Genomic DNA, 23,440 nt, shown 5'->3' with positions numbered 1-23,440 from the left:
GGTACAGAAGCCCGCCAGATTGCAACCCGATGGGGGAACACTGTGAGGATCGGACGAAGGATTGCCGTTCGCGGCAGCATTCTGACCGCTGTTGCCGGACTGCTGATCGGCCTCTGCGCACCGGCGGCGACGGCCAATCCCAACGCTCGCAACATCCGTTACGGAGACTCAGGTACGGCCGTCAGGTGCGTGCAGCTCGCCCTGAACATGTACTTCGAGGAGACCCGCCGTTACGGTCACTCCTTGGAGGTGGACTCTGTGTTCGGGGCCAACACGCTCAAGGAGGTCAAGTACTTCCAGGACCTCAACGGTCTGGACGCCGATGGGGTCGTCGGTCCGCGTACCGGCAACTATCTTGACAACGAGATCTCCGACAGTGTCCTGTTCAGCTTTTGCCGCAGCTATATCCCCACCCTGCGGTAGCAGCCTGACGATCGCCCTGGAGCGGCCCGGTCGGCAGCCCACCCTCGGCACTGGATGGCTCTGCTTGCTGCTGAATGGGCCGGGCCGCCACGCACACGTGCGTGGCGGCCCGGCCCATTCGGTTGGACGAACAGACATCTTGCGGACAGTCGAGGAGACCGCGGGGGTGGCCTGTCGGAGGCTTCGCGGACAGTCGAACCGCTGAAGAGGAGCACCAGCACCCCGTGAGCCGCACCGACCACTTCAACGGCCCCGACACCCCGAAAGCCCAGCGGATCGTCCCCGCCGTCACCGCCTGCGTGCTCAACAACCACGACGAGGTGCTCCCGGAGCGAGAGCCAGGTCGAGCTCGCCGCCGGCATCGGCCTGCCCCAGGACAAGGTGTCCCGCCGTCAGTCCGGTGCGCAGCCGTGGGGCCTGGACGAGGTCGACGCCCTCGCCCGGCACTGGGGGCCTGGCGCCGCTGGACCTGCTCGCCGGCCCCACGCACGCCGTCCAGGCCATGACCTGGCCGCCCGGCACCGCAGCACCCCAGCAGCAGCCGACCGAGGTGCCGGTCACCTTCGCCCCGGCCGCGCCCGCCGCCGCGCCGTGGCATCCGGACCGAGCCGTACGTGCCCCTCACTCCCGTGCCGGGCCACTGGGCGCGCCCCGGCCGCTGCTCCGGCCTCCCCGGCCACCGTCGCCCTGGCTTTGCTCATGTGAACGGGTTCTGGCTCAGCTTCCGGGCTCTGTCGCTATTTCGGGGGTGGGAGCCTCGTGATCATGGTGAGAGCAGGATGCGGCGCCGCAGGAGATCGAAGTTGGCACGCCCGTACATCTGCTTCTTCAACAGCTTGATCCTGGTCACGTTGCCTTCGACCGCTCCGGAGGTGTGGGTCGTGGTGAGGGCGGCCCGGACGGCTGCGTGGTCGCGTCGGATGCCGTTGGCCAGGGTCCGGAGTTCGCGTTGGCCGTCCAGGCGAACGTCGGCGATCCAGACGTCGAGGGCGAGGTGTTCGCTGCGACGCTCGCGGATCATCAGCGCGAGGCGGCGGGCGTACTCGATGGTCGTCGCGAGGGCGGTGTTCCGTCCGCACAGCTCGTCGAGACCTTTGCGTTCGACGTCGGTGAGGTGTTCGGGTCTGCGCATGATCCAGTCGGTGACGCTGCGGACACCCCGCCCGAGACGACACAGCGACCCGTACCTCGGTATCGGTCAGCACCAGCCGCTCGACCCACACCTCGATGCCAGGCATGCGACAGAGCCAGATCCCGGGGAGCGATTGCGGAGGGTGGCAGGTTTCGTCGACTACAGGTAGGGAAACGACCCCGGAGACCGTCAGCGATCGCGCATTCTGGTCCACCACCAGCGCGTCGTCGCCCACTCGCCGTAGTTGGGCTCCGGCAAGGTGCGGCGCTCGAATTCCTCATCGATACGCGTGATCAATCGGCCCAAGTCCCTTTTGGCTCCGGGCGGAAGGTGCAGCATCGCCCACTCCAGGTCATCACGGGCGTCTCCCACCCCCGGCGAATCAAACGCGGAGGCGTCCAGGTAGCGTCCGGGCTGCCCAAAAGCCCACTCGAAACGCGAGATTGCCTTGGCGACCGCGTTGGGCCACATCTCCTGGTCCTCGACCCGGCGGATCGCTGCGCGAGTCCGCGCGGAGACGCCAGGCACCCTCATGACCGGATACTGCCATCGTGGCCGCCACCGCTCTGCACGGACGGCCTCGGGACGCCTACGCGGCATCGCCCTTTCGGATCAACATGAGGTCATCCTGCCACGGCTGGGCACCTGTATGCACTGGCGATATGCCGGCCGCGGCAGGGGCGACAGGGGTCCCGCTGTCCGGTTCTTGCGCAGCTCCTGCGGACCACTGCGAAGGGGCCCCAGGCCGAACGCGCCAGCAGCTGATCACCGGGCGGTCGAGCTACCGCACTGGCCCGCATTCATCGATGAACACTGTCGGCGCCGACAGGAACAGGTCGGCGTCAGCAGGGCCGTAGGCGACGTTGAACGTGTCCAGCCAGTACGACCAGTCCCGCACCCCTGCCGCGCTGCTGAAGCGGTAGTTCAGTTGCCACCGGACCCACTGGCCCGGGAGGAGACGCACAGCCGGAGGCCTGCGCGGTCGAGGTGGCAAGCCGAACAGGGGATCCACGCGGGGAAGCACACGCAGCCGCCCGTCGGCCTCGCGAAGGCCGACGTCGACACCGCGAAGTTCCTCCCGACTCTCACGCGGCTCGAAGCCGTCCCGTTCGTGCATCCGGACCACATGCGCGGACGAAGCCCAGTCCTGCGGCACGGCGAACCCGACCGGGGTCGCATTCCTCCGCGCAGCGGCTTCCCCGCCGCGGGACTGCTTCGTCCAGGACGTCCTGATCCACTGAACGGTGATCTCCAACGCGGCTACCTCCCCGCCGAAGAATACGGAGCCCGAGGAGCGAATGCCATCGCCACCTCAACGGAGCGGTAGGTGCTGCTACTTCTCACCGACACTTCGGGTCCCACCGGCTGCCGATCGCTCTCCGACCGGACCTACGCAGCCAATCACGGAGACCGGAAGCGACTCCTACCGCCTGGCCGCCGCCCGTGCCCGCGCGGGCATGGGTGGCTTCAAATCTCCTCCGCAGACGCGCCCTGTTGGCGGGGTGAGTGCTTCCCCGGCCCTCGTCGCACTCCTCGATGCCGGCTCGCGTACGGAGTTCGGCGGGGTCGACCATCTCGACTGCCTCACCCAGGCCCGGCGGCAGCTGGAACGTGACGGCCGACTGTCGTGTCGCCAGGGGACTCGGCCCAATCCAAGGAATCCATGCCAGAGCCACCAGTGATGAACCGAGCCAGGTTGCCTCCTGGGGCCGGTGGCACTCCGGTCGTAGGCAGCCCCGGTCGTCCGGGTCAGGGGCCGGTGTTTCCGTGGACGGTGGTGCGGCCGGGGTAGTGGGTGTCGAGGAAGGCGCGGGCGGCGGTGAGGTCGCCGACGACGCCGACGCTGGTGCGGCCGTCGGGTGCGGGGCCGGTCTCGAAGACCTGCCAGTCGCCGCGGTCCACGGCCAGCAGGGCTGCCTCGAGGGCGTTGTCCTGGCCGCGGTCCCACAGCAGGTCCTGGCCGGCGTGGCCCCGCACCACGGTCGTGCGGCCGGGGAACTGCCGTTCCAGGGCGTTGCGTGCGTCGTCGAGGGAGCCGACGACCTCGACGCTCTGCAGCCTGTCGCCGGGGTGGGCGGAGACGGTGGTGACGTGCCAGGTGGCGGGTCCGGTGCCGGCGCGGTGGATGGCGTTCTGGAGGTCGGCGAGGTCCTGGCCGCGGGGCGGGGTGTCGGCGGCCGCGGCCGCGCCGCACGCGAGGGCCAGGACGCCGAGGGTGGTCAGCACGCGGCCGGTGGTCCCGTTCACGGGTGCTCCCCCTTTCTGCTGCTAGGCGAGTGAGAGCCCGAACTTGGAGACGATCGGTGCGATCGGTACGAACCGCAGGCTGTCCCAGCAGGTCGTCGGCGCTGCCACGGACCCGCAGACGACCGGGTTGCCGGTGCCGGCCGAGATGATGCCTCTGGCCTGCATGTCGGCGCCGCCGTTGACACTGGCGACGACCGGGCCGCCGCTGTCGCCCTTGGCGACGGCGACGGTGGAGTCGTCCGTCCTGGTCGCGGTGTCCAGGTCGGTGCGCCACTGGCCGTTGACCTCGGCGGCGACGTCGGTGGCGGTGATCCTCAGCGAGCAGTGGATGCCGCTCATCGCCCCGCTCGCGCAGACCAGGTCGCCGACGTTGTTGCGCCCGGCGCCGACGACGCGCTTCGCGTAGCCGCTGCCGTTGTCCCAGCCGCCGTCGAAGTACTTCCCGGACGGCGTCCCGTTGACGTCGATGACCGTGGTGTCCAGGCCGGTGTCGGAGTCGGTGGCCGTGCCGACCACCGCTCCGGCACCGGTCCTGTAGGTGCCGGAGGTGCCGCAGTGCGAGGCCGTGAGCAGCACGGCCGTCGTACCCCGCCAGCCGCCGAACCCGGAGGTGCACCAGCCGTTGCCGGGCGTGGTCAGCTCGGCGCCGGCGCTCCAGGGACTGGCGTCGCTGTGGCGGGTCGAGGCGGCCGTCGACGCGGCGGCGGTAACCGCCGTGACCGGCACGCCGGCGACCGCGGCGGCCCGGGCCGACACCTCCCCGGCAGTCGCCACGCCGTGGCGGCCGCCCCCGTCGGGGGTGTAGCCGACGGCCAGGGCGGACCCGTCCACCAGCGGGCCGGCCGACGTCCACACCGCCCCCGCCTCACCCCGGACGACCGCGCCCACCAGCCGGTCCCGCCCCGCCCGCAACTCCCGCAACGTGTACGACGCCTCGTGCACGGCCGCGGTGACCCCCGTGGGGGCGGCGGCGAGAACCTTCGTGACGTGGTCGGGGAGTCTGCCGTGCCAGTACAGGTCGAGGTGACCGTGCCGGGGATCCACGGTGTGACCGGCGTAGCCCGCCACCAGGGAACGCTCGTGCTCCGGCACCCGCGTGATCTCGTCGGCCAGACGGTCGAGGACCTCCTGACGCGCCAGTACTTCCGCCGCCGGACCGCCGTCCCGCGGCAAGGACGGCGCGGCAGCGGCCTGGACCGGAAGCACGTTCAGCCCGGCCAGCAGCGCGGCCCCGAGCAGACCCGTCGTCGTCATGCGCACCCGGCCAGTACGCCACGGAACGGCCCTTCCGATCCAGCGGACGTCCGGGTTGTCACCCGGACGAGGGCCGGAAGCACCTCGCGCGCCCGCGCACGCCACCGAGTGGGCGGCGCGCCACGAAAGCGATCAGCGGGCCGGAGACTGGACCATCGCGTGTGCCCACCCGCAGGTGAGGCCCGCCACGCCGGCCCGTCCGGCACACGGGCGCTCCGCCCACCCGGCCTGCGATTGGCCGGCCGCCGGAGCGCCTTCAGACCTCCTGCCGGACGGCGGCCCGTGAGCGTCGACCGCCGCTTGCCGCCAGGACGGGTCTTCCCGCCGACAGGCCACCGCAAGAGCGTCGGCGACGGTGCCGTCACCCTCGCTGCGCCCGGCACTGCCACAGGCGGTGAGCGGCTGGGCGCATCTGCCGCGCTCACGCAGCCGCAAGGCCGTCTCGACGCGGGGCCTGCGGCGGAGTCCGGCGGTGGCCCGGCTCTGGTCCACCACCTCACCGGCGGGCACTGGGGTGTCGCCCCCGAGCCCTACGGCAAGACCGTCCACGCCGACCTTCGCTCCCGCCCCGCCCCAGCCGGCCGACCGATCGCTGCCCCGGCCGGCTGTCCGCAGTCAGCTGGTGCCCGGCCCGCTACGGTGTGCCTGCGGACAAGCTGACGATCACCGGGAGTCCGGCCGAGGCCGCCGACCGGGAGCGGTGCGACACGTCGTGCTCTCGCCGTGCCAGCCGACGCCACGACCCTGCTCGCCCGCAACGCCCGCCAGCACCCCCGAACACTCTCACCTGGAGCCGAGATGTCCGAAATCCCCCCGATCACCATCCGTGACCTTGCCGCTGCCGACGAGAAGGACTGGCGCCGACTGTGGGCTGGATACCTCGACTTCTACGAGTCCACCGTGCCCGCGGGGGTCGCCGACTCCACGTGGCGACGGCTCCTCGATCCGCACCAGCCACTGCTGGGCCGCGTCGCCGAGCACAACGGCACGGTGATCGGCATCACCAACAGCGTGCTGCACCACAGCACGTGGCTCACCGGCCAGGTCTGTTACCTGGAGGGCCTCTTCGTGGACCCCGCCCACCGCGGGCTGGGCGCGGGCCGCCTGCTCCTCGAGGACCTCTTCGACCTCGCCGCCGTCCGTGGTTGGGCACGCGTCCACTGGCTCACCGCCCACGACAACCCGGCCCGCCGCCTCTACGACACCTTCGTCCCGGCCGACCACTTCGTCCACTACGAGCGGGACCTGCCCGGCGGCCCTGCCCCGGCCGACCGCCCCTGACCCGGGCCACGCCCGCTGCGTCCGCCGTGGAGGCCGAGGGTGGTTACGCCGTCGTTGTGGACCGCTCCGCTGCGTTCAGGACTGCTGCGGATCCTCTCGGAGGCGGCTGGGGTTGTGGCGGGGTGGACGGTGACGGCTTCCCGGGTATCGACCGGAGCCTCTGCTCGCTCCTTCTCCCACTGCTCGGCCGAGCCCGGACCCCGTCCTGCGCGAGGTCCTCGAGGGCCTGCCCGGTGAGGTCGACGAGGTCTGAGGTCCGTTCACCCTGCCCACCGGCGACATCGCCCACCAGCTCCAGGAACTCGCCACCCACTGACCCGCCGTCCCCATCCCCGCCCCCGAGAGGCCCGCACCATCCTTGCGCTCCTCCTCAAGCGCAAGCCCTGACCGATGCCGCAGCCGGGTCCGTCGCTGCCGGCCGGCCGGGGCCTTTCGCCAGGGGGCCTCGGGGTCGCGGAGGGTGTCGAGCATTAGTTCGCACCGGGTGAGGGCGCGCTGCGGGGTGAGGGGGGCATGACGGGCGCCCAGGCCGTTCGGTGCGGAGGCCTGTCCGTGGCCGGTGCCGTAGCGCCGGTTGCGCAGTTCGGCGATCCCGGCCGCGATGGCGGGCGGTGGCCGACGAGTACCGTCAGAGCGGTGGTGCGGTGGAGACCCAGTCGCCGCAGCGGCTCGTCATCGTCCAGGGACTGTCGACCGGGTCCTTCGGCGGCCGCTGGAGAGCCGCGATGGCGTCCTTGATGCGCCCGGCGTCGATGAGGTGCTCGGCGAGGCGGGCAGGGGTGGAGGCGAGGTGCGGTTCGAGGACCGCGCGGGCTTTCTCGGGGCGGCCGGCCGCGGTGAGCATGCGGGCGATCTCGTCGGCCGCGTACCAGGTGTCGCCCTCGGGGTGTGCCCGTGCCAGCTCGATCGCCCTGTCGGGCAGGCCGCAGGCGGCGATGAGCGGAAGGCGCATGCGGAAGAAGTCCCAGTCCTCGCGTGCGCGGCGTTCCTTCACGGCGTCCAGGTGGGCCAGGCCCTCCCGGGGTCGGCCTTGGTCGGCGTACAGGGTGCACAGGAACTCGACGATCCAGTCCTCCAGTCCGTCGGGGCCCTCGACCAGCTCGCGCATCACCTCGATCGCCTCGGCGCCGCGCCCGTGGCGCTCCAGCAGCCGGGCCAGCGGGACGGCCACGTGCGACATCCCGTCCTGCTCGCCGATCGTGCGGTAGGCGGCCACCGCCGCTCCGATGTCGCCGCGCTCCTCCAGGACCTCGGCCAGGCACTGTGCGGCGAGCCCGTGGAGCCCGGTCGCCGCGTACGCGCGCAGCTCGTCGATCCGGTCGTGGCGTGCGAGCAGGTCGGCCAGCCGGTCGCGACCCTCGACCAAGGCGAAACCGTGGGCGTGCAGCAGGGCGATCGCCTCATCGATCCGGCCCTGGCGTTCATGGATCACGGCGAGCAGGTCCACGGCGTTGAACGGCTCGACCACGAGGCCGCCCCAGAGGGGGACTGCCGCTTCGATGCGGTCGGCCAGCAGCGCCGCGGCCGCATCGTCCTCGCCGGCCGCACCGGCGACATCGACCAGGGCCGCAGCGAGGAACCAGTCCCTGACTCCGTCCCGCAGCAGCCCGAACGCCTCGTCCGCGCGGCCGTGGCGGCCCAGCAACCGCCCAAGGAGACCGAGTGCCACGCTCTCCCCGGACTGCGCGTACCGCCGGCACAGCGCGATCGCCTCCTCCGCCCGCCCCCAGCCCTCCAACAACTCCACCTGCGTCTCCACGGCGGGCCACCAGCCCGCCGTGACGTAGGGGGCGAGAACCTCCAGCGCCTGCGTCCGCAGGCCCCGCTCACCGAACAGCCGCACCAGTGCCTGCGCGCACCGCCACTCGCCCCGGCCGGCCTGCTGCCTCACCTCCTCCTCGTTGCCCAGCTCGAGGAGCCGCTCGACCAGCGCCGGCGGAATCGCCGCGGACTGTGTCCGAGCCCGGAACTCAAGATCAGTAGCGTCCATGGCAGCGCACCCTAGCCCCCGCTTCCGACAACCCCCGCACGGCAGAACTCGGTTCCCCCGGGCAGGAAGACCTCTCGTCCCTGTATCTGCAGCCGCACCTGCGGCCGCCGGACGACGAAGGCCGGCCAGGGACGCGAGGGTCTCCGCCCCCGGCCTGCCCAGCGAGGCCGATGATGCCGCCGAGCCGTCGGCACAGCACGGGTCGGCCGGATCGGTCGCAGGAGCGCGTCCGTCCGCCGTCCGACCGAACCGGCCCGGCGACCTCCGCTGCACGGCGTCGGGCGCTGAAATCCGGGCAGCTCGTACACCCACCCGTTCGTCCCGTTGCGCTCGCCCCGACCTGCGCCGTGCGCCCGCGAGGACGAGGAGCACAAGGCCTGCCAGGAGCTGATGGACTGCCCGGTAGGAACCGCGGCCGACAACTGAGCAGCAGCGACCATCTGGCAGTGACCGGCACGTGGCCGACGTGCGGTCACCAAGGCCCCGCCAAGATCCAGGGCGGGCCCGGCCTCGGCCGCTGCCTCCGCCCGCGCGGCCACCGCGAACGAGCGACGGAACCGGCCCCATCCTCCATCGTGATCATCTGCACGAGTGGAAGGAGCAGCCCGAGCAGCAGTGGTGGGCCGCCTCCGGGCTCGACTCCGACAGCGAGCCGCTCACCTGACCTCGCCACGGCCCGGCCTACTGTCCGAATCTGGCGTTTCGGACAGTTTCCTATGAGGACAGTAGATCCGCCGATGGGTGGTCCGCGTGGCCCGTGCAGGTCTGTGCGTTTCGGGTGTGCCGAATGGGCGAGAGGGGCAAAATCGGGTCCGGTAGCGCCGGTTCATCAGGTGATCGGCTTGGCTGGTGGGGGAGCAGTGGACCACAAGGACGACGTGGCGAGCGCGTTGGAGGACCTGCGGCGGCAGCTGTACCGGGCCCAGGACGAAGGTCGGGGGGAGCAGTTCCGGTTCGAGGTGGAGAAGGCCGAACTGCACCTGGAGGTACAGGTCCGCAAGGACGCCACGGGCAAGGCGAAGCTGTCCATCGGTGCAGCCGGGGCTGAGGCGGGCGGGGGCGCGGGGCAGACCCGCACCCACAAGCTGGTGCTCGTGCTGAACGTGCGGGACGGCGCGACGAACAACGGGCCTGTTCAGATCGATCGGGAGGATTACCTGCCCGGCTCCTCCTGGGACCTGGAGGATGCGGAGGCCGACGACGCGGAAGGGGCGGCGGTCCCGGAGGCCGGACAGGACGTTCCGGCCGCCCGCTGGCCCGAAGGCGACGCGGAGCCGCGCACTGACTGGAGAGGGTGACAGGCTCCGCGATGAGTCTGACCGAGCAGGACCTGGCCCGGCTGACCCTCGTGAAGGTCTCCCCCCGGCCCAACTACGAAAAGTACGGCTCCGGCTGGCTCCTCGGGCCGCGCCTGGTGCTGACCGCACGCCACGTCGTCACCGATCATGACGGCAATCCGCTGCCGGGGATCCAGGTGCAAGTGGGTGATCCGCGCACCGGCGCGCCCTCTCCACCGCCGGTCCGGCGCCGGGCCCAGATCTGCTGGTCCCGGCCCGGCCCCGTGCCCGGGAACGCCCCCGACGTTGCCCTGCTCCTGCTGGATCAGCCCGTGCCCGCAGGAGCCGCACCGCCCGTGCGCTGGGGCCAGGTCGCCGGCATCACCGAGCTCCCGTACCAGGGCTTCGGGTTCCCCCTGTTCGCCGACCCACGGAACCTGACGGGGCGCAGCGCGGTGAGGCAGCCGATCGAGCACCTCCGCGGGACGCTCTCACCGGTGTCCACCGACGGTTTGGACGCCTTGGTCCTGGACACCAGTGCCGGGCCACCCGGGTCAGCCGCCGCACAGGAGCAATGGTCGGGGGCCTCCGGTGCCGCCGTGTTCTGTGACGGTCGCCTGGTCGGTGTAGTCGCGGAGGCGTACGGCGGGCGCCGCCAGTACGCATACCCCGTCGCTCGCCTGATGACGGACGACGCGTTCGCCAAGCACGTCACAGAACACTGTGGCGGAAGGCCGTTCCTCGAACCCGTCAGCGTGAAGCGCAAGGATCCGTTGGCCCCTGAGTGGCTGTTGTCTTTCCGGGCTTGAGGGCTGCGTTTCCGCTGGTCGGGCATAGGGTCGGTGGTCTCGGGGAGTGGTGACGTGTCGTGTCGTCGCCCTGGTGGAGGTCGGGATGCCGTCGGTCGTTGGGCTGCTGGAACAGCGCGAGCTCTCCGCTCGCCGTCGTATGGACGATCTGCGGGAGGAGGCCGACCGTATCCAGGCCGAGCTGGTCGTGGCCGAGCGGGAGTGGAACGAGTGGGTCATCGCCCGCTCACGCGTCGGCGAGGTGCTGTCCCCGGGCGACGCCGTCGGCCCGGATGTCGCAGGGAATCCGTCGGATCACGGTGAACAGCCGGCGCTGCCTGCGTCTTCGGAGGCGGTGAAGCGGAAGTCGGTGGTGCCGATGTGGCGCGCGGGTCTGGCCTGGTCGGCGTTGTCGGCGGACTACCAGCGCATCCTGCAGATCCTCGCGGACCGGAGCCGTCTGGGCCAAGGCCCGCTGACGTGCCAGGAGATGGCCGGCTGCTTCGGCCTGGACCCGGTGCCCGCGAAGATCGAGGCGTTGCGGTCGAAGGCGAAGCGGCTGACAGCGCGGGGGTGGCTGGCCGAGCCGGCACCGGGCCGGTTCACGCTCGCGAAGGCCGTGGCCGGGCAAGGCGGCGGGTCATGAGCGTCGTCATCGACCAGTAGACCATCGCCTCCGCGCTGCTGACGGATCGTTCGAAGTCCCGTGTGAGGCGGCGGCTTTGCATCAGGTGGGCGAAGAACCGCTCCACGATCCACCGCTTGGGCAGCACGACGAAGCCGCGCATGTCGTCACTGCGCTTGACGATGGCGAGGACCAGGGCGAGGGCGGCCAGGCAGTACTCGACGAGGCTGCCCGTGTAGCCGCCGTCGGCCCAGACCAGCGCCAGCCGGTGGTGCGCGGCGGCCACCTGGGCGAGCAGAACCCGCGCGGCGGCGCGGTCGCCGACATCTGCGGCGGTGACTGTCACCCCCAGCAGCAGGCCGAGGGTGTCGACCACGGCGTGCCTCTTGCGGCCGTTGATCAGCTTGCCGCCGTCGAAGCCGCGGCTGTCGGCGCCGACGACGGCGTCCGCCTTCACCGACTGGGAGTCGATCACACCGGCGCTCGGCTCCGGCTCCCGCCCGGCCCGCTCGCGGACCTTGCGGCGGAGCCGGTCGTGGAACTCCTTGACCAGACCGTGGTCGCGCCAGCGGCGGAAGAACGCGTAGACCCGGTCCCACGGCGGGAAGTCGGCCGGCATGGCCCGCCACTTCGTTCCGTTGTCGACGAGGTAGCGGACCGCGTCCAACATCGCGCGGTGGCAGTACGCCTCCGGCTGCCCGCCCCGCCCGCGCAGCCAGCCCGGCACCGGCAGCAGCGGCCGCACCACCGCCCACTCCGCATCGGACATGTCCGTCGGGTAGTGGCGCGCACGGACCCCGTGATCGGCGGCGTTCCCGAACCGGTGTGCCAGGCAGTCACACGCGAGAGTGACCGAAGTGGACCCCGCTCCCGCGATGCCGTAGAACTGCGACAACAGGGCCTCCTGGACCGCTCTTTGGCGTAGACACCCTTCGAGCTACCAAGAGGCCCTGCTTTCATGCGCGCCGGCCGCCGCACTCACCCGATCGAGACTCCCGTTCGACCAGCACACCTCAAGATCGGAACGACAACAGCCACTCACTGGACTTGAAATCTTCCGGGGCGGCCACATGATGCTGGCCCTCGCGTGGCTCGTGGCTGCAACTGAGATCATGAACCTATGCCCGAGGAATCGAACCTGTTGTCAGACATGTGGCCGCTCGCGCCGGCCGGCGCGACGGACTGGCTACTTGAGCTGTGCGGCGACGGTTTGACCGGGTTCATGCCGCCAGCGATGTCCGATGCGGTCTGGGTGCTCAACGCCATGTACGAGCACGAGCACGGGCCGGGCGACGTATCGCACCACGAGTACCGCCAGGCACGTCTGGCGGACGGAAGTACCCCGCGCGACATCGTCGCGGGCATCGATCTCGACGCCGTGGGCGTCGCCATGGGAGGCGGCCTGGGCCGCGCCGAGCCCCCCGGCCCCGGCTGGCGACGGCTGCGCTGGGCGGAACTCGCCCGGCGGACCGGCGACCCCATCGTCCCCGACGGGCTGCTGCCCTCCTACCGTTGCTTTCCCTCGGCCACGAAGAACGGCAGTTGGCCGCTTGGCATCGTCCCTCCCACCGAGGGGAGCCTGGACCGTGAGACCTGGATCCGGCTGATCGACATCCTCACCGCGCACAGCCCTGCGGGTCCGGACACTCGCTGTTTGGTTTACTACAACCCGCTGACGCTCGGGGCCGTCGACTTCGACAACCTCCATGTGCGGGTGGGGTGCCTCGGCGACGCCGCCATCCTCTACGACGTGTCCGAGGCCGACCTGGCCGACTTCAGCCCCGCCAACCTCTGGGCCGAAGACCGCTCGTGGGTCCTGTGCACCGACTACGACCTGTGGGCCACCAAGGTCGCCGGGCCTCCAGCCCTCATCGAGACGCTGCTGAATGACACCGGCGTCGAGGCGGTACGGCTTCCCTGGGCGACCTGAGGGCGAGCCGCACCACCCGTCCCCGCACTGAGACGCAAGCGCATTCACGTGTCCCGGACTGAGCCCATCACCTGTATGCCGACCAGGGTGTCGGCGTGTGCCGCCAGTGCTGTGATCAGTTGCTGGTATCTCTGCGTGGGCGCCCGGGCGGTCAGGGCCTTGACGACGCGGTGTTCCGGTCCGACGGGGTCGGGGCGGCCGATAGGGGAGAGCGGGGGCCGCATGGCGGGGGCCAGGCGCCATTCGCTGCCGGTGGCCCTGGCCCAGACGACCGCTGACGCGCAGTCGCGCAGGAGTTGGTCCGTGACGGGGTACTTTCCGGGGCGCCTGGGGACGAAGCCGGACTCCTGCTTGATGGCCTCCCAGTCGGTGGCCTGGAGATGCCAGAGCGCGAGGCGCCTTCGGCGCTCGTGGTAGTCGATCGGGTGGGGGTCCTTCTCGATGTGCTGTGCGAGGCGTTCGAGTGCCTGGGCGAGGTCCTGGCCGTCGCGGAGCTGGGGGAGGCGGTCGAAGGGCAGGACCCGCTTGGCCGGGTCGACGAACCAGGCTGAGGGGATGCCGAGGAACCTGGCGGCCTCGCGGATTGTGCTCGTCTCGGTGGCTTGGACGAGTTGGATGGCGGTCAGTCGCCGTAGTGCCCGGATCGTCTGCGCGTAGGCGGCTCGGTCGCGGCCGAGGAGGACGTCGAGCCAGGCCGAGGGGATCTCCTGGGGGATGTTCTCCGCCCGGTAGTCTCGCCGGCCGAGGGCCAGCAGTGACCTGCTGTCCAGCAGATCGGGCCAGGACGTTCGCGCTGGGAGGCGCCGGCCGAGAGCGCGCGTCGCCTCGGACCTGACCATCGCCGAGCACGTCGCCAGCTGGCTCTTCCAGGTCTTGCCCCAGCGGGGGTGTTTGCGGTCGGGGATGTGCTCCAGCAGGTCGGCCAGCCAGGCCCGGAAGGCGTCCGGCTCCAGTTGCAGGCAGCGGTCGGCGAGGTGGAGGAGGGCGGCGTTGGCCGGCGGCGGGGTGGGGGCGGCATCGAAGGAGAAGGCTGCTCGGTTGCTGTAGCCCCGGGCCCGTTCCTTGGAGGTCATGAGCTGTTCCCGCGCCACGAGGAAGTCGTCCAGGGCCAACTCCAGCCCGGGCGGCATGTCAGGCTCGGCGCTGTTCGGCCAGGAGGCGAGCACGACGGCGGCGATCGCCCGCAGGTCGGAGAACGCGCTGAAGGCGTCCGAGGGGGCCGTGGCCGGGTCCAGCAGGGCCAGCAGTCTGTCCTGCAAGGCGGCGGTGTCGGCGGTGAGCGCGGGTTGCGCCGGGTAGTGGCCGGGGTGGTCCCGGCTCCAGCCGCCCCCACTGGGCGGCGGTGATCCGGGGTGGCGGGACGAGCAGGCCGCGGGTGGCCCGGTAGTGCTGCCAGCCCTCGAAGGTGTCGCGGTGCGGGCGTGGACGCAGGATCAGCTCCGCGATCTCGGTCCGGGTCGGGAGGCCGGCCAGCGGGTCCTCGCTCACATGCTCTCCTTCGAGGGGTGCTCTTCCGGCAGGTCCGTCACCGGCGGCAGCAGGAACAGGCCCCCTCGGCGAAGGGACTCGTGCAGCAGCAGCGGTGCGACCGGTTCGCGGTTCGCGGCGGCCTCGCGGCGCCGGCGCCGCGAGATGTCGACGGTCCGGGTGGCCTCGGCGTCCGGCCCGTCCGGTGGCGGGGACGGCTCGGCGGCTCTCGCGCGGTCGGTGGCGGCCTGGCCGGCGCGGTCGCTCTCGCGCGAGCGGGCCGCCCGGTCGCGCTTGCGCTCCCGTTTGGCCTGCTGGGTCGGCCACTGGTCGACGGGTGTGGCCGCCCCGAGGAGTTCGACGAGCACCGGAAGGAGTTCCTCGTCCGAGCGCGGGGCGAGCTTGCGGGCCCGGACTTCGGCCAGCAGTGCCTCCGCGCTCTTGTCGGAGAAGGCCGGGACCTCGCCCTCGGGCGGCAGCCCGGTCCAGCGAAGGGTGTGCCAGGTGTCGTGGTCGACGGGGTCCTGGAAGAAGACCTGGCGCCGGTCGCGCCGGTCGCTGTGGACCACCCATTTGCCGGCGTGTTTGCCGCCGCGCTCGGACGGCAGCAGGTAGCGGGGGTCGTCCAGCACCTCGGAGCGGTAGTAGAGCCCGAGGATCTGGACCCCCCGACGCGGATGGATCTTGACGTGGTGCTTGCGCAGGACCTTGTAGTAGGACTGCGGTTCGGGGATCTGCAGTGACCATCCGCCCTGCTGCATCGCCGCCGCGAACAGGGAGTTGGGGCTGTGTCCCTCGCCGGGGCCCCAGCAGGGTGCGTACTCGCCCAGGATCCGGTTCTGCCAGACCTTTTTACCGACCGTGAGTTGTGCTGCCCGTGATGTCCGTCTGGGCCTGTGACGTGGACGTCATGGGCTCGTTTACCGACCGGGACCGGGACGTCTGTCATGTTCCGGAGTCGGTACGGAGGACGAGTGGCACGGCACGTCATCATCGGGGACTTGAGGGTCCAGCAGATCGAGCGAAAGGGCGGGCGGAGGTCCTGGACGATTCTCTGGCCCGAGGGCACGGTGCACGTCGAGGCGGACCGGTTCCTGCGGCAGCACGACGGCTCAGGCACGCAGCGGACCTACGCGTATCTGCTGGTGGACCATCTGCGCTGGCTGGAGCGTGAGTGCCTGGCATTCAGCACGGTCCAACTGCGGGACCTGGAGCGGTACATGGGCATCGTCGGGGCCGAGGTCCGCATGCCGCTCGGGGAGCCGTGGCGGGTGGGCAAGCGCCCCTACGGCCGGTCCGCCCTGTCGGCGGCGGCCTCCTGCGTGAAGGGCTTCTATCTGCACCAAGCGTCCCTCGGCGTCAACGTCGAGCTCGGTGAGAAGCTCGACGGCACCCGGCTGCCGTCGCGGGTGGATCGTCGCCGCTCGCTCCTGGGGCACGTGAAGACGGCCATGCCCGCGAACCCGCTCGCGCCGAAGGGACCGCACCGCCGGCATCCGAAGATGCTGCCGGACGGAGCCCGCGAGCGACTGCTGGAGACGGTGAACTCGGCCCGGGACCGGCTGCTGGTGACCTGGCTGGCCGACGGAGGGCTTCGGATCGGCGAGCTCTGCGGGCTGCACCTGGTGGACCTGCACCTGCGCGAGAACGCGGCCTGCGGCGAGTGCCGCAGCCCCCACCTGCACGTCTGCCACCGGCCGGACAACCCGAACCGGGCCGAGGCGAAGACCAAGCACCCCTGGCGGATCGAGCACGGCACGGTGACCGGCGGGCTGATCAAGCGGGTCAGCCCGGCGATGGTGCACACCTACTTCGAGTACCTCACCGGCGGTGAGTATCCGCGCGCTGCCGCCGGGCACGGGATGCTCCTGGTCCAGCTCCACGGCCCCGGGACCGGGCAGCCGTGGTCACCGGTCGGGGCCCGCCGGATGCTCGGCCGCGCCGGAAGGCGTGCTGGCCTGGGCCTGGTGAAACCCCATGCCTTCCGCCACAACTTCACCAGCGCGGTTCTCGACGCATCGGACGGCAACCTGCTGATCGCCCGCGACGCCGGCGGCTGGGCATCAGCCGCCACGGTCGACGAGGTCTACGGCCACGTCGACATCCATGATCCCGCTTTCGACGCGGCCCTGCGCACGGTCTGGGGTGAGCCGAAGTGACCGTGACGACCCTGTTGCCGCAGCAGGACACCCGCACCGGCCGGGACCGGCTGGAAGTCCTCACCACGCTGATCAGCACCCCGTCGTTCGACCAGCTGTTCCGCCCCGACATCGTCAAGGTCCCGCCGAACCACCCGGTCTACCGGTGGAACTGCCTGACGGCGGAGTGCGAGAGGTCCACGATGGGGCACGGCGACCTGTGCTCAACCCACGAGATGCTCTGGCGCGAGCACCGCGACCAGGGAGGAACACGAGCCGAGTTCCTCCGCACCGCGCCGCCCGTCGGCCCCGGGGAGGGGGTCGAGCAACGCTCCTGCCAGATCTGCCCGGGACGGCCCGCCCGTCACCTCACTCTGGAGCTCTGCCACCACCACGAGTTCCGTTGGTACAACCATCGCGGCCGCCGCAGCGGCGACGCCGACTTCGACGCCTGGCTCCTCGATCAGCACGCGCTGCCCGGCTTCGGCAGTTGCCGGGTCCAGGTCTGCCCGGAACTGGCGGACTCCCCGCTCGGGCTGTGCTTCCGGCACGAGCGCCGCTACGGCAGAGACGGCAGGCCCGGCGGAGCGGCCCTGCCGTCCCAGTGGGGCAACCGCTACGGCCGCCGAGGGCTGGTCGCACCGGTCAGCTACCAGGACCAGCACGCCTTCCAACGCTGGTGCGCGACCGCCCCGGCCGTGCTCCGCCCCGCGCAGGTCAACCTCCGGGGCCTGCACCCGCTACTTCGGGCCGAGATCAAGTGGGGCATGTTCGCCTACACCCAGAAGGCCCACGGCCGCTGGGAACTGGTCACCTGGCAGGGCCTGGCGAACTTCGCCCGCGAGCACGGCCTCCGGTCGCTGACCGACATTGACTCGGAGGAGGAACGGCTTCTGCAGAAGGCGGTCAGCCGCGAGGCAGTCCACATCGTCCGGGCCGTGACCGACTGGTTGCACCCCCTCTACGTGACGCCAACCGAGACGCGCGAGCTCGGATACATCCTCACCGAGCACTTCGGGCGGAAGCTCACCGGCCGCTCGATCCACATGGACCTCACCGGCATCTCCCAGCGATGGCTACGCGACCTGATCTGGGACCACCTGGTCGCGATCCTGCGTTCTCCCAGCTGCCCGCGCAGTGGAGGCACCTTCGACGACACGCGCCGAGCCGGCCTGGAGCTGAGCACCTTCCTGGAACTCCACGCTCCCGCCGGCGGCCACGACCCGCGGGCTCTGACGGCCGACCACATGCACCAGTTCGTCGCCGACCAGCGGCAACGCGAGCGGGACGGCCTCGTCTCGCTGGCGGCCAGAGGCGTCCACGGCAAGCCGTCGATCGTGACCGCCAACACCCGACAGCGCGTCTTCCACCGCACCAGGCGGCTCCTACGCGGGGCACTGGAGTCGGGGGAGGCCGAACGCCTCGGCCTGGACCGGGCGTTCATCGCGGCCATGCCTGCCCCGGGGCGGATGATCAGCCGATCTCGACAGCCGTTCGCCGACGATGTCGCCCGCGCGCTCGCCGACGAGACCAACCTGAGCCGACTCGCCGAGACCCACGACACCTTCGACCGCGGCCTGAGGGACGCCTGGGAGACCATCCTCGTCACTGGCCGCCGCTGCGGCGAGGTCCTCCAGCTCCGCCTGGACTGCCTCGGCCGCTACGGCGGACTGCCGATGCTCTGGCACGACCAGACCAAAGTCGGCAACTACGACCAGGCCCTGCGGATCCCCGAGCGCGTCCACCAGCTCCTGGAAGCCCGCCAGCAAAAGACCCTGACCTTGTTCGAGGCCCGGAACAACCGGCCGCCCACGGCCGAGGAACGCGACCACATGGCGCTGTTCCCCACCAACATCCGCAACCGCGACGGACGCCGGCCGCTGAGCTACAAGTGGTTCCACAAGGGCTTCAAGCCCTGGATCGACGACCTCGACATCGGCCGCGGGGTTCCCCACCAGGCCCGCCACTCGCTGGCGACCAGCCTGCTGCGGGCCGGCGCGACCTTGACCCACGTCCGCCGCTACCTCGGCCACGTCTCCGAGCGGATGGCCGAGCACTACATCCACCTGACCCAGTCCGACCTGGAGGACGTCCTGCAGCACGTCTGGGTCGCTGGCCCCGGCACCACCAGCCCCGGCGAACTCCTCACCGAACCGACAACCCCGCTCACCCGCGAGCAGGCCCAGGCCATCGCCGTCGACCTGTCCCGCCGCAGCACCCCGGCCGAGGGCGGCTTCTGCACCTTCCAACCCGTCGTCGACGGCGGCGCCTGCCCGTGGAACCTCGACTGCCACAACTGCGACAAGTTCGTTCTCTCCGGCGCCGACCTCCTCTACTGGCGGCGCAAGCGCGAGCAGTGGCGGCTGCTGGCCGAAGGCGCCCCGGACGACACCACCGCCGACTACCTCCACCGCTACTTCGAGCCCACCGCCCGCGCCATCGACGGCCTGGAGAAAGCCCTCGCAGGACTGGGCCTCTGACAGCGGTCGTGACAAGCTCCCCATAGGCGGCCATATAGGGCCCCACTGATGGCCAGGGGTTTCCCCGTGGACGGCCAGATATCTCCCCGCTCGCCCCACCCCTCCCCGGTCGGCGACGCTCGACCGGGTGAAGAACAGCGGGGAGATCATGGAAATCCTGGAGGCCTACGACCTCACGGGCAGTTACCGCTCGGCCGCTGAGCTGGCCGGATGCGACCACCACACGGTCGCCCGGTATGTGAAGATGCGCGCGGCCGGCCTGCAGCCCGACCAGCGCCGACACCGCGACCGGGCGATCGACGCCTTCCTGCCCAAGATCGAGGAGCTCGTGGTCCGCTCCGGCGGCAGGATCCGCGCCGACGTGGTCCACAAGCGGATCTCCGCGATGGGCTTCACTGGCGGCGAACGTACCACCCGCCGCACCGTCGCCGAGGCAAAGGCCCAGTTCAGGGCCGGGCAGCGGCGAATCTACCGACCCTGGATAACCGAGCCGGCGCTCTGGCTGCAGTGGGACTGGGGCGAGGGTCCGACCATCGGCGGGCGGCGGACCTCGCTGTGGTGCGCGTGGCTGGCCTGGTCCCGCTTCCGGGTCGTGATCCCGGTCTGGGACAAGACCCTGCCCACGATCACCGCCTGCCTCGATGCCACCTTGCGCAGGATCGGCGGAGTGCCCGCCTACGCGCTGACCGACAACGAGAAGACGGTCAGTACCGACCACATCGCCGGGATCGCGGTCCGCAACCCGGAGATCGTCGAGGTCGCCCGGCACTACGGCATGACCATCCGCACCTGCCTGCCAGCCGACCCGGAGACGAAGGGCGGCAGCGAGGCGACCGTGCGGATCGCCAAGGCGGACCTGGTTCCCAAGGACGTCAACCTCCTTGAGGAATACCGAAGTTTCGCCGTGTTGGAGGCGGCTTGCCGCAGCTTCTGCGAAGAGGTCAACAACCGCGTCCACCGAGAGACCCGCCGCCGCCCGGTCGAGATGCTCGCCGAGGAACAGCAACGGCTGCACCCGCTGCCCAAGCAGCCCTTCACCGTCGCGTTCGGCACCACCCGCCGGGTCAACTGGGACGCGACGATCTCGGTGGAGGCGGTGCGCTACTCGGTCCCGCACCCGCTGATCGACACCCGGGTCTGGGCCCGGTTCCACGGCGACGAGCTCATCGTCACCGCCGTCCAGGCCGACGGAACCGCGTCCGAAGTGGCCCGCCACCAGCGCGGCACCCCGGGCAGCCCGGTCATCGACGAGGCCCACTACCCCGAGCGCGAGAACAAGGAGGGCGACCGCACTCCGCGCGCCACCAGCGCCGAGGAGGCCGCGTTCTTGATGCTCGGACCAGGAGCCGCCGCCTGGCTGGTCGAGGCGGCAACCGCCGGAACCCGCAGGGTCAAGGCCAAGATGGCCGAAGCCGTCTCGCTGTCCAAGCTCTTCCCCGCCGCCCAAGTCGACCGGGCCCTGGGCACCGCCGCGGTCACCGGCCGCTTCGCTGAGAAAGACCTGCTGTCGATCCTCGACTACCAGGCCAGACACGGCATCCCCGAACCCACCCGCGCGAGCGAGGCCCACAGCCTGCAGCCGGGCACCTCCGCCTGGGCCCGCTTCGGCACCACCACCAGCAGCGACGCGACCGACGACGACGAACAGGACGACTTTCGATGACGACCCCGCTCCGCAGCGTCCCTGGCTCGGCCGGCGATCCCCTGAACGAGGCGATCGCGCTGACCCGGCGCTTGAAGCTGCCTCACATCCGTCGCGCGCTGGGCGACTTGATCCCCACCGCGAAGGCCCAGCGTTGGGACCCGGCCGAGGTCGTGCGTGTCCTGCTGGCCGAGGAGGCCGCCGGCCGCGACCGCGCCAACCTGCACACACGCCGCAAGCGGGCCGGGTTCCCCGCCGGGAAGACGTTCGGCGACTGGGACGAGACGGCATCCTCCATACCCCGCGCCACCCAGGACGCCCTCAAGACCCTGGAATGGGTCAGGCGCCGGGAGAGCCTTTGCGTCTGCGGACCGTCCGGCACGGGAAAGTCGCACTTCACCGAGGCGCTCGGGCAGGCCGCGGTCGAGGCCGGAATGACCGTTGCCTGGTTCACCATCGAGGACCTCGGCGCCCTGGTCCGCCGCCACCGCGCGGACGACTCCATCGCCCGAGCCCTGGCCCGGGTCATCCGATCCGACTTGATCATCGTCGATGACATTGGCCTGCTGCCGGTCAGCCCCGACGCGGCCGAGGGCTTCTACCGGCTGGTCGATGCCGCCTACGAACGCCGCGCGCTCGCGGTCAGCAGCAACCTGCACCCCTCGGGATTCGACGAGATCATGCCGAAGACCCTGGCCACGGCCACCGTCGACCGGCTCATGCACCACGCTCACATCGTGGTCACCCAGGGTGACAGCTTCCGCCTCACCCAGGCCACCTCCGGTCAGGGCGTCAAGCCCTTCAGCTGAGCATCACACCACCCAGGGCGGGGAGGTATCTGGCCGCCGTTGGGGAGAACCCGCAGGCCACCAGTGGGGAGAACTCCTGGCCGCCTACGGGGAGAACTTCAAGACCGTTGACAGGCCTCCTCGACGACGCCCTCGCCCTGGACCTGCGCAAACCCCAGGACTACTTCCAGCGGATCTGGTCCACCGCGTTCCGCGCGGCCGACCTCGCCGACGCCGGCTCGGAGGGCGCGGACGACATGGCAGGTCAGGTCGCATAAACACCAACACCGTCCCTCCGGCCCGCACCGCCGCGGCTCTCGCCGCCCGGCGCCGCAAGACACAGACCGCGCTCGGACGCGTCCACGAGGCCATCACCCGCCTCCGCCGGGAGAAGGCCCAGATCAGCGTCGCCGCTGTCGCCCGCCGCGCGGACGTCTCCCGCACCTTCCTCTACGACAACCGCGAGGCCAGAGCCGCTGTCGCCGCAGCGCTGGCCGAGGCCGGCGATCACCGCCACCGAAGCCTCGCCGAGCAGGAGGACCAGCGCGAGGCGACCTGGCGTGAACGCGCGCTGAACGCCGAGGAGGCCCTCAAGGCCGCCCACGCCGAGATCCAGTCCCAGCGCACCCGAATCGGTGAACTCCTCGGCCAGGTCCGCGACTTGCAAGCCGAGTGGACGGAAGAGACCCTCCAGCGGATCACCACCGAGAACACCACCCTCAAGCAGCGCGTCCGCCAGCTCACCACCGACAACCGCACCCTCGACGAACGCCTCAAGGCCGCCCGCAGCAACCTCCGCTTCCAGGACCGCCGCGTCGCCGACCTTGAAGCCCAGATCGCGGCTCCGGCGGGCTGATCCGACGTGACCGGTGGCCGCCGCGCCCGTGGCGGGGCGGCCACCGCGGGTAGTGCAGACTGGGCCGATGCTGTTGACGTTCATCGCAGAGGTCGCGGACGAACCCTTGGTCCTGGACCCGGGCAACCAGGCGACCGAGTCGCAGGCCAACACCTGGCATCTCGGCACCGACGCCGAGGAGCGGGCGACGCTGTCCGTGGAGGAGGTGGCTGCCGCCTTCGAGAGCACAGCGAGGGCGTTGCGTGACCGCATCCGGGCCCTCGGTCTGCACGGGTCCGCCACCTTCTACGTCTGGCACGACGACCAAGCCGGACAACTGCGCTGTTCGACTTCCTCCCAACCCCCGGAATCGCTCCCGTTCGCTGGCAACTACGTGCTGACCGAGACGCTCGAACCGATCATCACCAGCTTCCTCGACGACAGTGACCCCGGCTCGGTGCCGTGGACCGAACTCACGTCATTCGAGTCCGACGGCCAGGACCGGGCGGAAGCCGTGCCGCCGCCGTTCCCGGTCTGGACGCGTCAAATCGGACGTGATACATGAACAGCCCCCTCGGTCTCGAAGCCGGGGAAAGCCAGTATCCGCACCAGCCGGGGTCATGCGAACATCCCCAGCATGGAGCCCCAGGACGACCCAGCGGCAGGCGAGGTGCTGCACGGGCGCGGCTGGCGCAAGGCGTTCACCGTCACAGAGATGGTCGACCAGTGGGCCTCGCTCGTCGGGACCGTTGAGAACGGCTACGAGGATTTCATCGACGAGTACACCAACAACCTCTACAGCCGGAACTGGCTCCACGAGGCGTGGGTTCTCCTGCCCGGGCACGTGCTCGTGGCCTGGAACCAGCGGATCCAGGAACTCGACAACCGCTTCCGGGCCGCGACCGCCTTCGACGACGGCCAGGCACTGTCCCAGTTCCACTGGATCAGCCGTTTCGATCCCGACGACATGTGGTGGTGGCGCCGCCACCCGCGGATTCTCGTCGGAGACCTCGGCCGCGCGCTCCGCTCAGCCGGAGCAATCGACGCGCCCTCAGACCCTTGACCAGCCTCGGAAGCTGGCACGCGCGGAGCCAGGCCAGCCCTTGTCGCAGGCGCGACTTATCGTGGCCGGGTGACGAAGTG

At 70.9% G+C, this 23,440-nt stretch carries 24 protein-coding genes and 1 pseudogene; 15 read left to right on the top strand and 10 right to left on the bottom strand.

Annotated features, from left to right (window positions below):
- Positions 1-42 precede the first annotated feature (42 nt).
- Positions 43-423: a peptidoglycan-binding domain-containing protein gene (locus tag OG715_RS00250; RefSeq protein ID WP_266315396.1), complete on the top strand. Its 381-nt coding sequence runs from the start codon at positions 43-45 to the stop codon at positions 421-423.
- 763 nt (positions 424-1,186) lie between these two features.
- On the opposite strand, the gene OG715_RS00245 is transcribed toward OG715_RS00250, so the two are convergent.
- The 5 genes from OG715_RS00245 to OG715_RS00225 form a co-directional block, all read right to left on the bottom strand.
- Positions 1,187-1,555, bottom strand: a complete 369-nt coding sequence (locus tag OG715_RS00245) for a transposase (RefSeq protein ID WP_327063457.1) — start codon at positions 1,553-1,555, stop codon at positions 1,187-1,189.
- A 189-nt stretch (positions 1,556-1,744) separates the two neighbouring features.
- A complete protein-coding gene (locus tag OG715_RS00240; RefSeq protein WP_327063456.1) occupies positions 1,745-2,026 on the bottom strand; it encodes a hypothetical protein in 282 nt (93 codons plus the stop codon).
- 310 nt (positions 2,027-2,336) lie between these two features.
- Complete coding sequence (locus OG715_RS00235; protein ID WP_327063455.1) at positions 2,337-2,810, bottom strand: hypothetical protein; 474 nt, start codon at positions 2,808-2,810, stop codon at positions 2,337-2,339.
- A 494-nt stretch (positions 2,811-3,304) separates the two neighbouring features.
- Positions 3,305-3,802, bottom strand: coding sequence for a hypothetical protein (locus tag OG715_RS00230; RefSeq protein ID WP_327063454.1), 498 nt, complete (start codon positions 3,800-3,802; stop codon positions 3,305-3,307).
- A 21-nt stretch (positions 3,803-3,823) separates the two neighbouring features.
- A complete protein-coding gene (locus OG715_RS00225; RefSeq protein WP_327063453.1) occupies positions 3,824-5,056 on the bottom strand; it encodes a S1 family peptidase in 1,233 nt (410 codons plus the stop codon).
- A 798-nt stretch (positions 5,057-5,854) separates the two neighbouring features.
- Here OG715_RS00225 and OG715_RS00220 point away from each other — a divergent pair.
- Positions 5,855-6,337, top strand: a complete 483-nt coding sequence (locus OG715_RS00220) for a GNAT family N-acetyltransferase (RefSeq protein ID WP_327063452.1) — start codon at positions 5,855-5,857, stop codon at positions 6,335-6,337.
- A 75-nt stretch (positions 6,338-6,412) separates the two neighbouring features.
- Here OG715_RS00220 and OG715_RS00215 read toward each other — a convergent pair whose 3' ends face one another.
- Together OG715_RS00215 and OG715_RS00210 are read right to left on the bottom strand one after the other, a co-directional pair.
- Positions 6,413-6,928, bottom strand: coding sequence for an abortive infection family protein (locus OG715_RS00215; RefSeq protein WP_407661080.1), 516 nt, complete (start codon positions 6,926-6,928; stop codon positions 6,413-6,415).
- Between the two features lie 37 nt (positions 6,929-6,965).
- Positions 6,966-8,327, bottom strand: a complete 1,362-nt coding sequence (locus OG715_RS00210; protein WP_327063451.1) for a tetratricopeptide repeat protein — start codon at positions 8,325-8,327, stop codon at positions 6,966-6,968.
- Positions 8,328-9,187: 860 nt separating this feature from the next.
- Here OG715_RS00210 and OG715_RS00205 point away from each other — a divergent pair.
- The 3 genes from OG715_RS00205 to OG715_RS00195 all read left to right on the top strand — a co-directional run bounded on the left by OG715_RS00205 (position 9,188) and on the right by OG715_RS00195 (position 11,038).
- A complete protein-coding gene (locus OG715_RS00205) occupies positions 9,188-9,625 on the top strand; it encodes a trypco2 family protein (protein ID WP_327063450.1) in 438 nt (145 codons plus the stop codon).
- Between the two features lie 11 nt (positions 9,626-9,636).
- Positions 9,637-10,413: a trypsin-like serine peptidase gene (locus tag OG715_RS00200; RefSeq protein WP_327063449.1), complete on the top strand. Its 777-nt coding sequence runs from the start codon at positions 9,637-9,639 to the stop codon at positions 10,411-10,413.
- Between the two features lie 85 nt (positions 10,414-10,498).
- Positions 10,499-11,038: a hypothetical protein gene (locus tag OG715_RS00195; RefSeq protein ID WP_266274513.1), complete on the top strand. Its 540-nt coding sequence runs from the start codon at positions 10,499-10,501 to the stop codon at positions 11,036-11,038.
- Here OG715_RS00195 and OG715_RS00190 read toward each other — a convergent pair.
- Positions 10,995-11,786: an IS5 family transposase gene (locus OG715_RS00190; RefSeq protein ID WP_266274514.1), complete on the bottom strand. Its 792-nt coding sequence runs from the start codon at positions 11,784-11,786 to the stop codon at positions 10,995-10,997. The two genes, OG715_RS00195 and OG715_RS00190, sit on opposite strands and share 44 nt — an antisense overlap.
- 351 nt (positions 11,787-12,137) lie before the next feature.
- Between OG715_RS00190 and OG715_RS00185 the strand changes: the two genes are divergently transcribed.
- Positions 12,138-12,947: a hypothetical protein gene (locus OG715_RS00185; protein WP_327063448.1), complete on the top strand. Its 810-nt coding sequence runs from the start codon at positions 12,138-12,140 to the stop codon at positions 12,945-12,947.
- A gap of 44 nt (positions 12,948-12,991) precedes the next feature.
- Here OG715_RS00185 and OG715_RS00180 read toward each other — a convergent pair whose 3' ends face one another.
- Complete coding sequence (locus OG715_RS00180) at positions 12,992-14,206, bottom strand: hypothetical protein (protein WP_327063447.1); 1,215 nt, start codon at positions 14,204-14,206, stop codon at positions 12,992-12,994.
- Positions 14,207-14,431: 225 nt separating this feature from the next.
- Complete coding sequence (locus OG715_RS00175; protein WP_327063446.1) at positions 14,432-15,175, bottom strand: hypothetical protein; 744 nt, start codon at positions 15,173-15,175, stop codon at positions 14,432-14,434.
- 240 nt (positions 15,176-15,415) lie between these two features.
- Here OG715_RS00175 and OG715_RS00170 point away from each other — a divergent pair, with 240 nt between their 5' ends.
- The 9 genes and pseudogenes from OG715_RS00170 (at position 15,416) to OG715_RS00130 (ending at position 23,360) form a co-directional block, all read left to right on the top strand.
- Complete coding sequence (locus tag OG715_RS00170; protein WP_327063445.1) at positions 15,416-16,573, top strand: site-specific integrase; 1,158 nt, start codon at positions 15,416-15,418, stop codon at positions 16,571-16,573.
- Positions 16,570-19,032 carry a tyrosine-type recombinase/integrase gene (locus OG715_RS00165; RefSeq protein ID WP_327063444.1) on the top strand — a complete coding sequence of 821 codons (2,463 nt, stop codon included), beginning with the start codon at positions 16,570-16,572 and terminating at the stop codon, positions 19,030-19,032. The genes OG715_RS00170 and OG715_RS00165 overlap by 4 nt, the downstream gene beginning before the upstream one ends.
- 127 nt (positions 19,033-19,159) lie before the next feature.
- A complete protein-coding gene (gene istA / locus OG715_RS00160; protein ID WP_266271892.1) occupies positions 19,160-20,695 on the top strand; it encodes an IS21 family transposase in 1,536 nt (511 codons plus the stop codon).
- Complete coding sequence (gene istB, locus OG715_RS00155; protein WP_033817948.1) at positions 20,692-21,483, top strand: IS21-like element helper ATPase IstB; 792 nt, start codon at positions 20,692-20,694, stop codon at positions 21,481-21,483. The genes istA and istB overlap by 4 nt, the downstream gene beginning before the upstream one ends.
- A 107-nt stretch (positions 21,484-21,590) precedes the next feature.
- Positions 21,591-21,740 (top strand): hypothetical protein, encoded by a 150-nt coding sequence (locus OG715_RS00150; protein ID WP_266274748.1) that lies wholly within the window; start codon positions 21,591-21,593, stop codon positions 21,738-21,740.
- Positions 21,737-22,021 (top strand): annotated as a pseudogene (locus tag OG715_RS00145) (DUF6262 family protein); the annotation flags it as partial. The gene OG715_RS00150 and the pseudogene OG715_RS00145, both read left to right, overlap by 4 nt.
- Positions 22,022-22,123: 102 nt before the next feature.
- Entirely contained in the window at positions 22,124-22,318 is a 195-nt protein-coding gene (locus tag OG715_RS00140; RefSeq protein ID WP_266274746.1) for a hypothetical protein, read from the top strand.
- A gap of 67 nt (positions 22,319-22,385) precedes the next feature.
- The gene (locus tag OG715_RS00135; protein WP_266271891.1) at positions 22,386-22,862 is read left to right on the top strand and encodes a hypothetical protein; all 477 of its coding nucleotides are present in this window, start codon (positions 22,386-22,388) and stop codon (positions 22,860-22,862) included.
- Between the two features lie 72 nt (positions 22,863-22,934).
- Complete coding sequence (locus OG715_RS00130; protein WP_266271890.1) at positions 22,935-23,360, top strand: hypothetical protein; 426 nt, start codon at positions 22,935-22,937, stop codon at positions 23,358-23,360.
- The last annotated feature ends 80 nt before the right edge of the window (positions 23,361-23,440 follow it).

Origin of the sequence: Kitasatospora purpeofusca (assembly GCF_036010405.1) — a bacterium.
Taxonomy (GTDB): Bacteria; Actinomycetota; Actinomycetes; order Streptomycetales; family Streptomycetaceae; genus Kitasatospora; species Kitasatospora purpeofusca.
The sequence above is the reverse complement of the archived record's forward strand: the minus strand, read 5'-3'. Positions and strand labels throughout refer to the sequence as shown.

What these genes read in the sequence shown, in the direction of transcription:
- OG715_RS00130 (WP_266271890.1), top strand. Translation starts at nt 22,935, where the DNA reads ATGGAGCCCCAGGACGACCCAGCGGCAGGCGAGGTGCTGCACGGGCGC.
- OG715_RS00190 (WP_266274514.1), bottom strand. Translation starts at nt 11,786, where the DNA reads ATGTCCGATGCGGAGTGGGCGGTGGTGCGGCCGCTGCTGCCGGTGCCG.
- OG715_RS00200 (WP_327063449.1), top strand. Translation starts at nt 9,637, where the DNA reads ATGAGTCTGACCGAGCAGGACCTGGCCCGGCTGACCCTCGTGAAGGTC.
- istB (WP_033817948.1), top strand. Translation starts at nt 20,692, where the DNA reads ATGACGACCCCGCTCCGCAGCGTCCCTGGCTCGGCCGGCGATCCCCTG.
- OG715_RS00135 (WP_266271891.1), top strand. Translation starts at nt 22,386, where the DNA reads ATGCTGTTGACGTTCATCGCAGAGGTCGCGGACGAACCCTTGGTCCTG.
- OG715_RS00195 (WP_266274513.1), top strand. Translation starts at nt 10,499, where the DNA reads ATGCCGTCGGTCGTTGGGCTGCTGGAACAGCGCGAGCTCTCCGCTCGC.
- OG715_RS00220 (WP_327063452.1), top strand. Translation starts at nt 5,855, where the DNA reads ATGTCCGAAATCCCCCCGATCACCATCCGTGACCTTGCCGCTGCCGAC.
- OG715_RS00210 (WP_327063451.1), bottom strand. Translation starts at nt 8,327, where the DNA reads ATGGACGCTACTGATCTTGAGTTCCGGGCTCGGACACAGTCCGCGGCG.
- OG715_RS00185 (WP_327063448.1), top strand. Translation starts at nt 12,138, where the DNA reads ATGCCCGAGGAATCGAACCTGTTGTCAGACATGTGGCCGCTCGCGCCG.
- OG715_RS00225 (WP_327063453.1), bottom strand. Translation starts at nt 5,056, where the DNA reads ATGACGACGACGGGTCTGCTCGGGGCCGCGCTGCTGGCCGGGCTGAAC.
- OG715_RS00245 (WP_327063457.1), bottom strand. Translation starts at nt 1,555, where the DNA reads ATGCGCAGACCCGAACACCTCACCGACGTCGAACGCAAAGGTCTCGAC.
- OG715_RS00175 (WP_327063446.1), bottom strand. Translation starts at nt 15,175, where the DNA reads ATGCAGCAGGGCGGATGGTCACTGCAGATCCCCGAACCGCAGTCCTAC.
- OG715_RS00240 (WP_327063456.1), bottom strand. Translation starts at nt 2,026, where the DNA reads ATGTGGCCCAACGCGGTCGCCAAGGCAATCTCGCGTTTCGAGTGGGCT.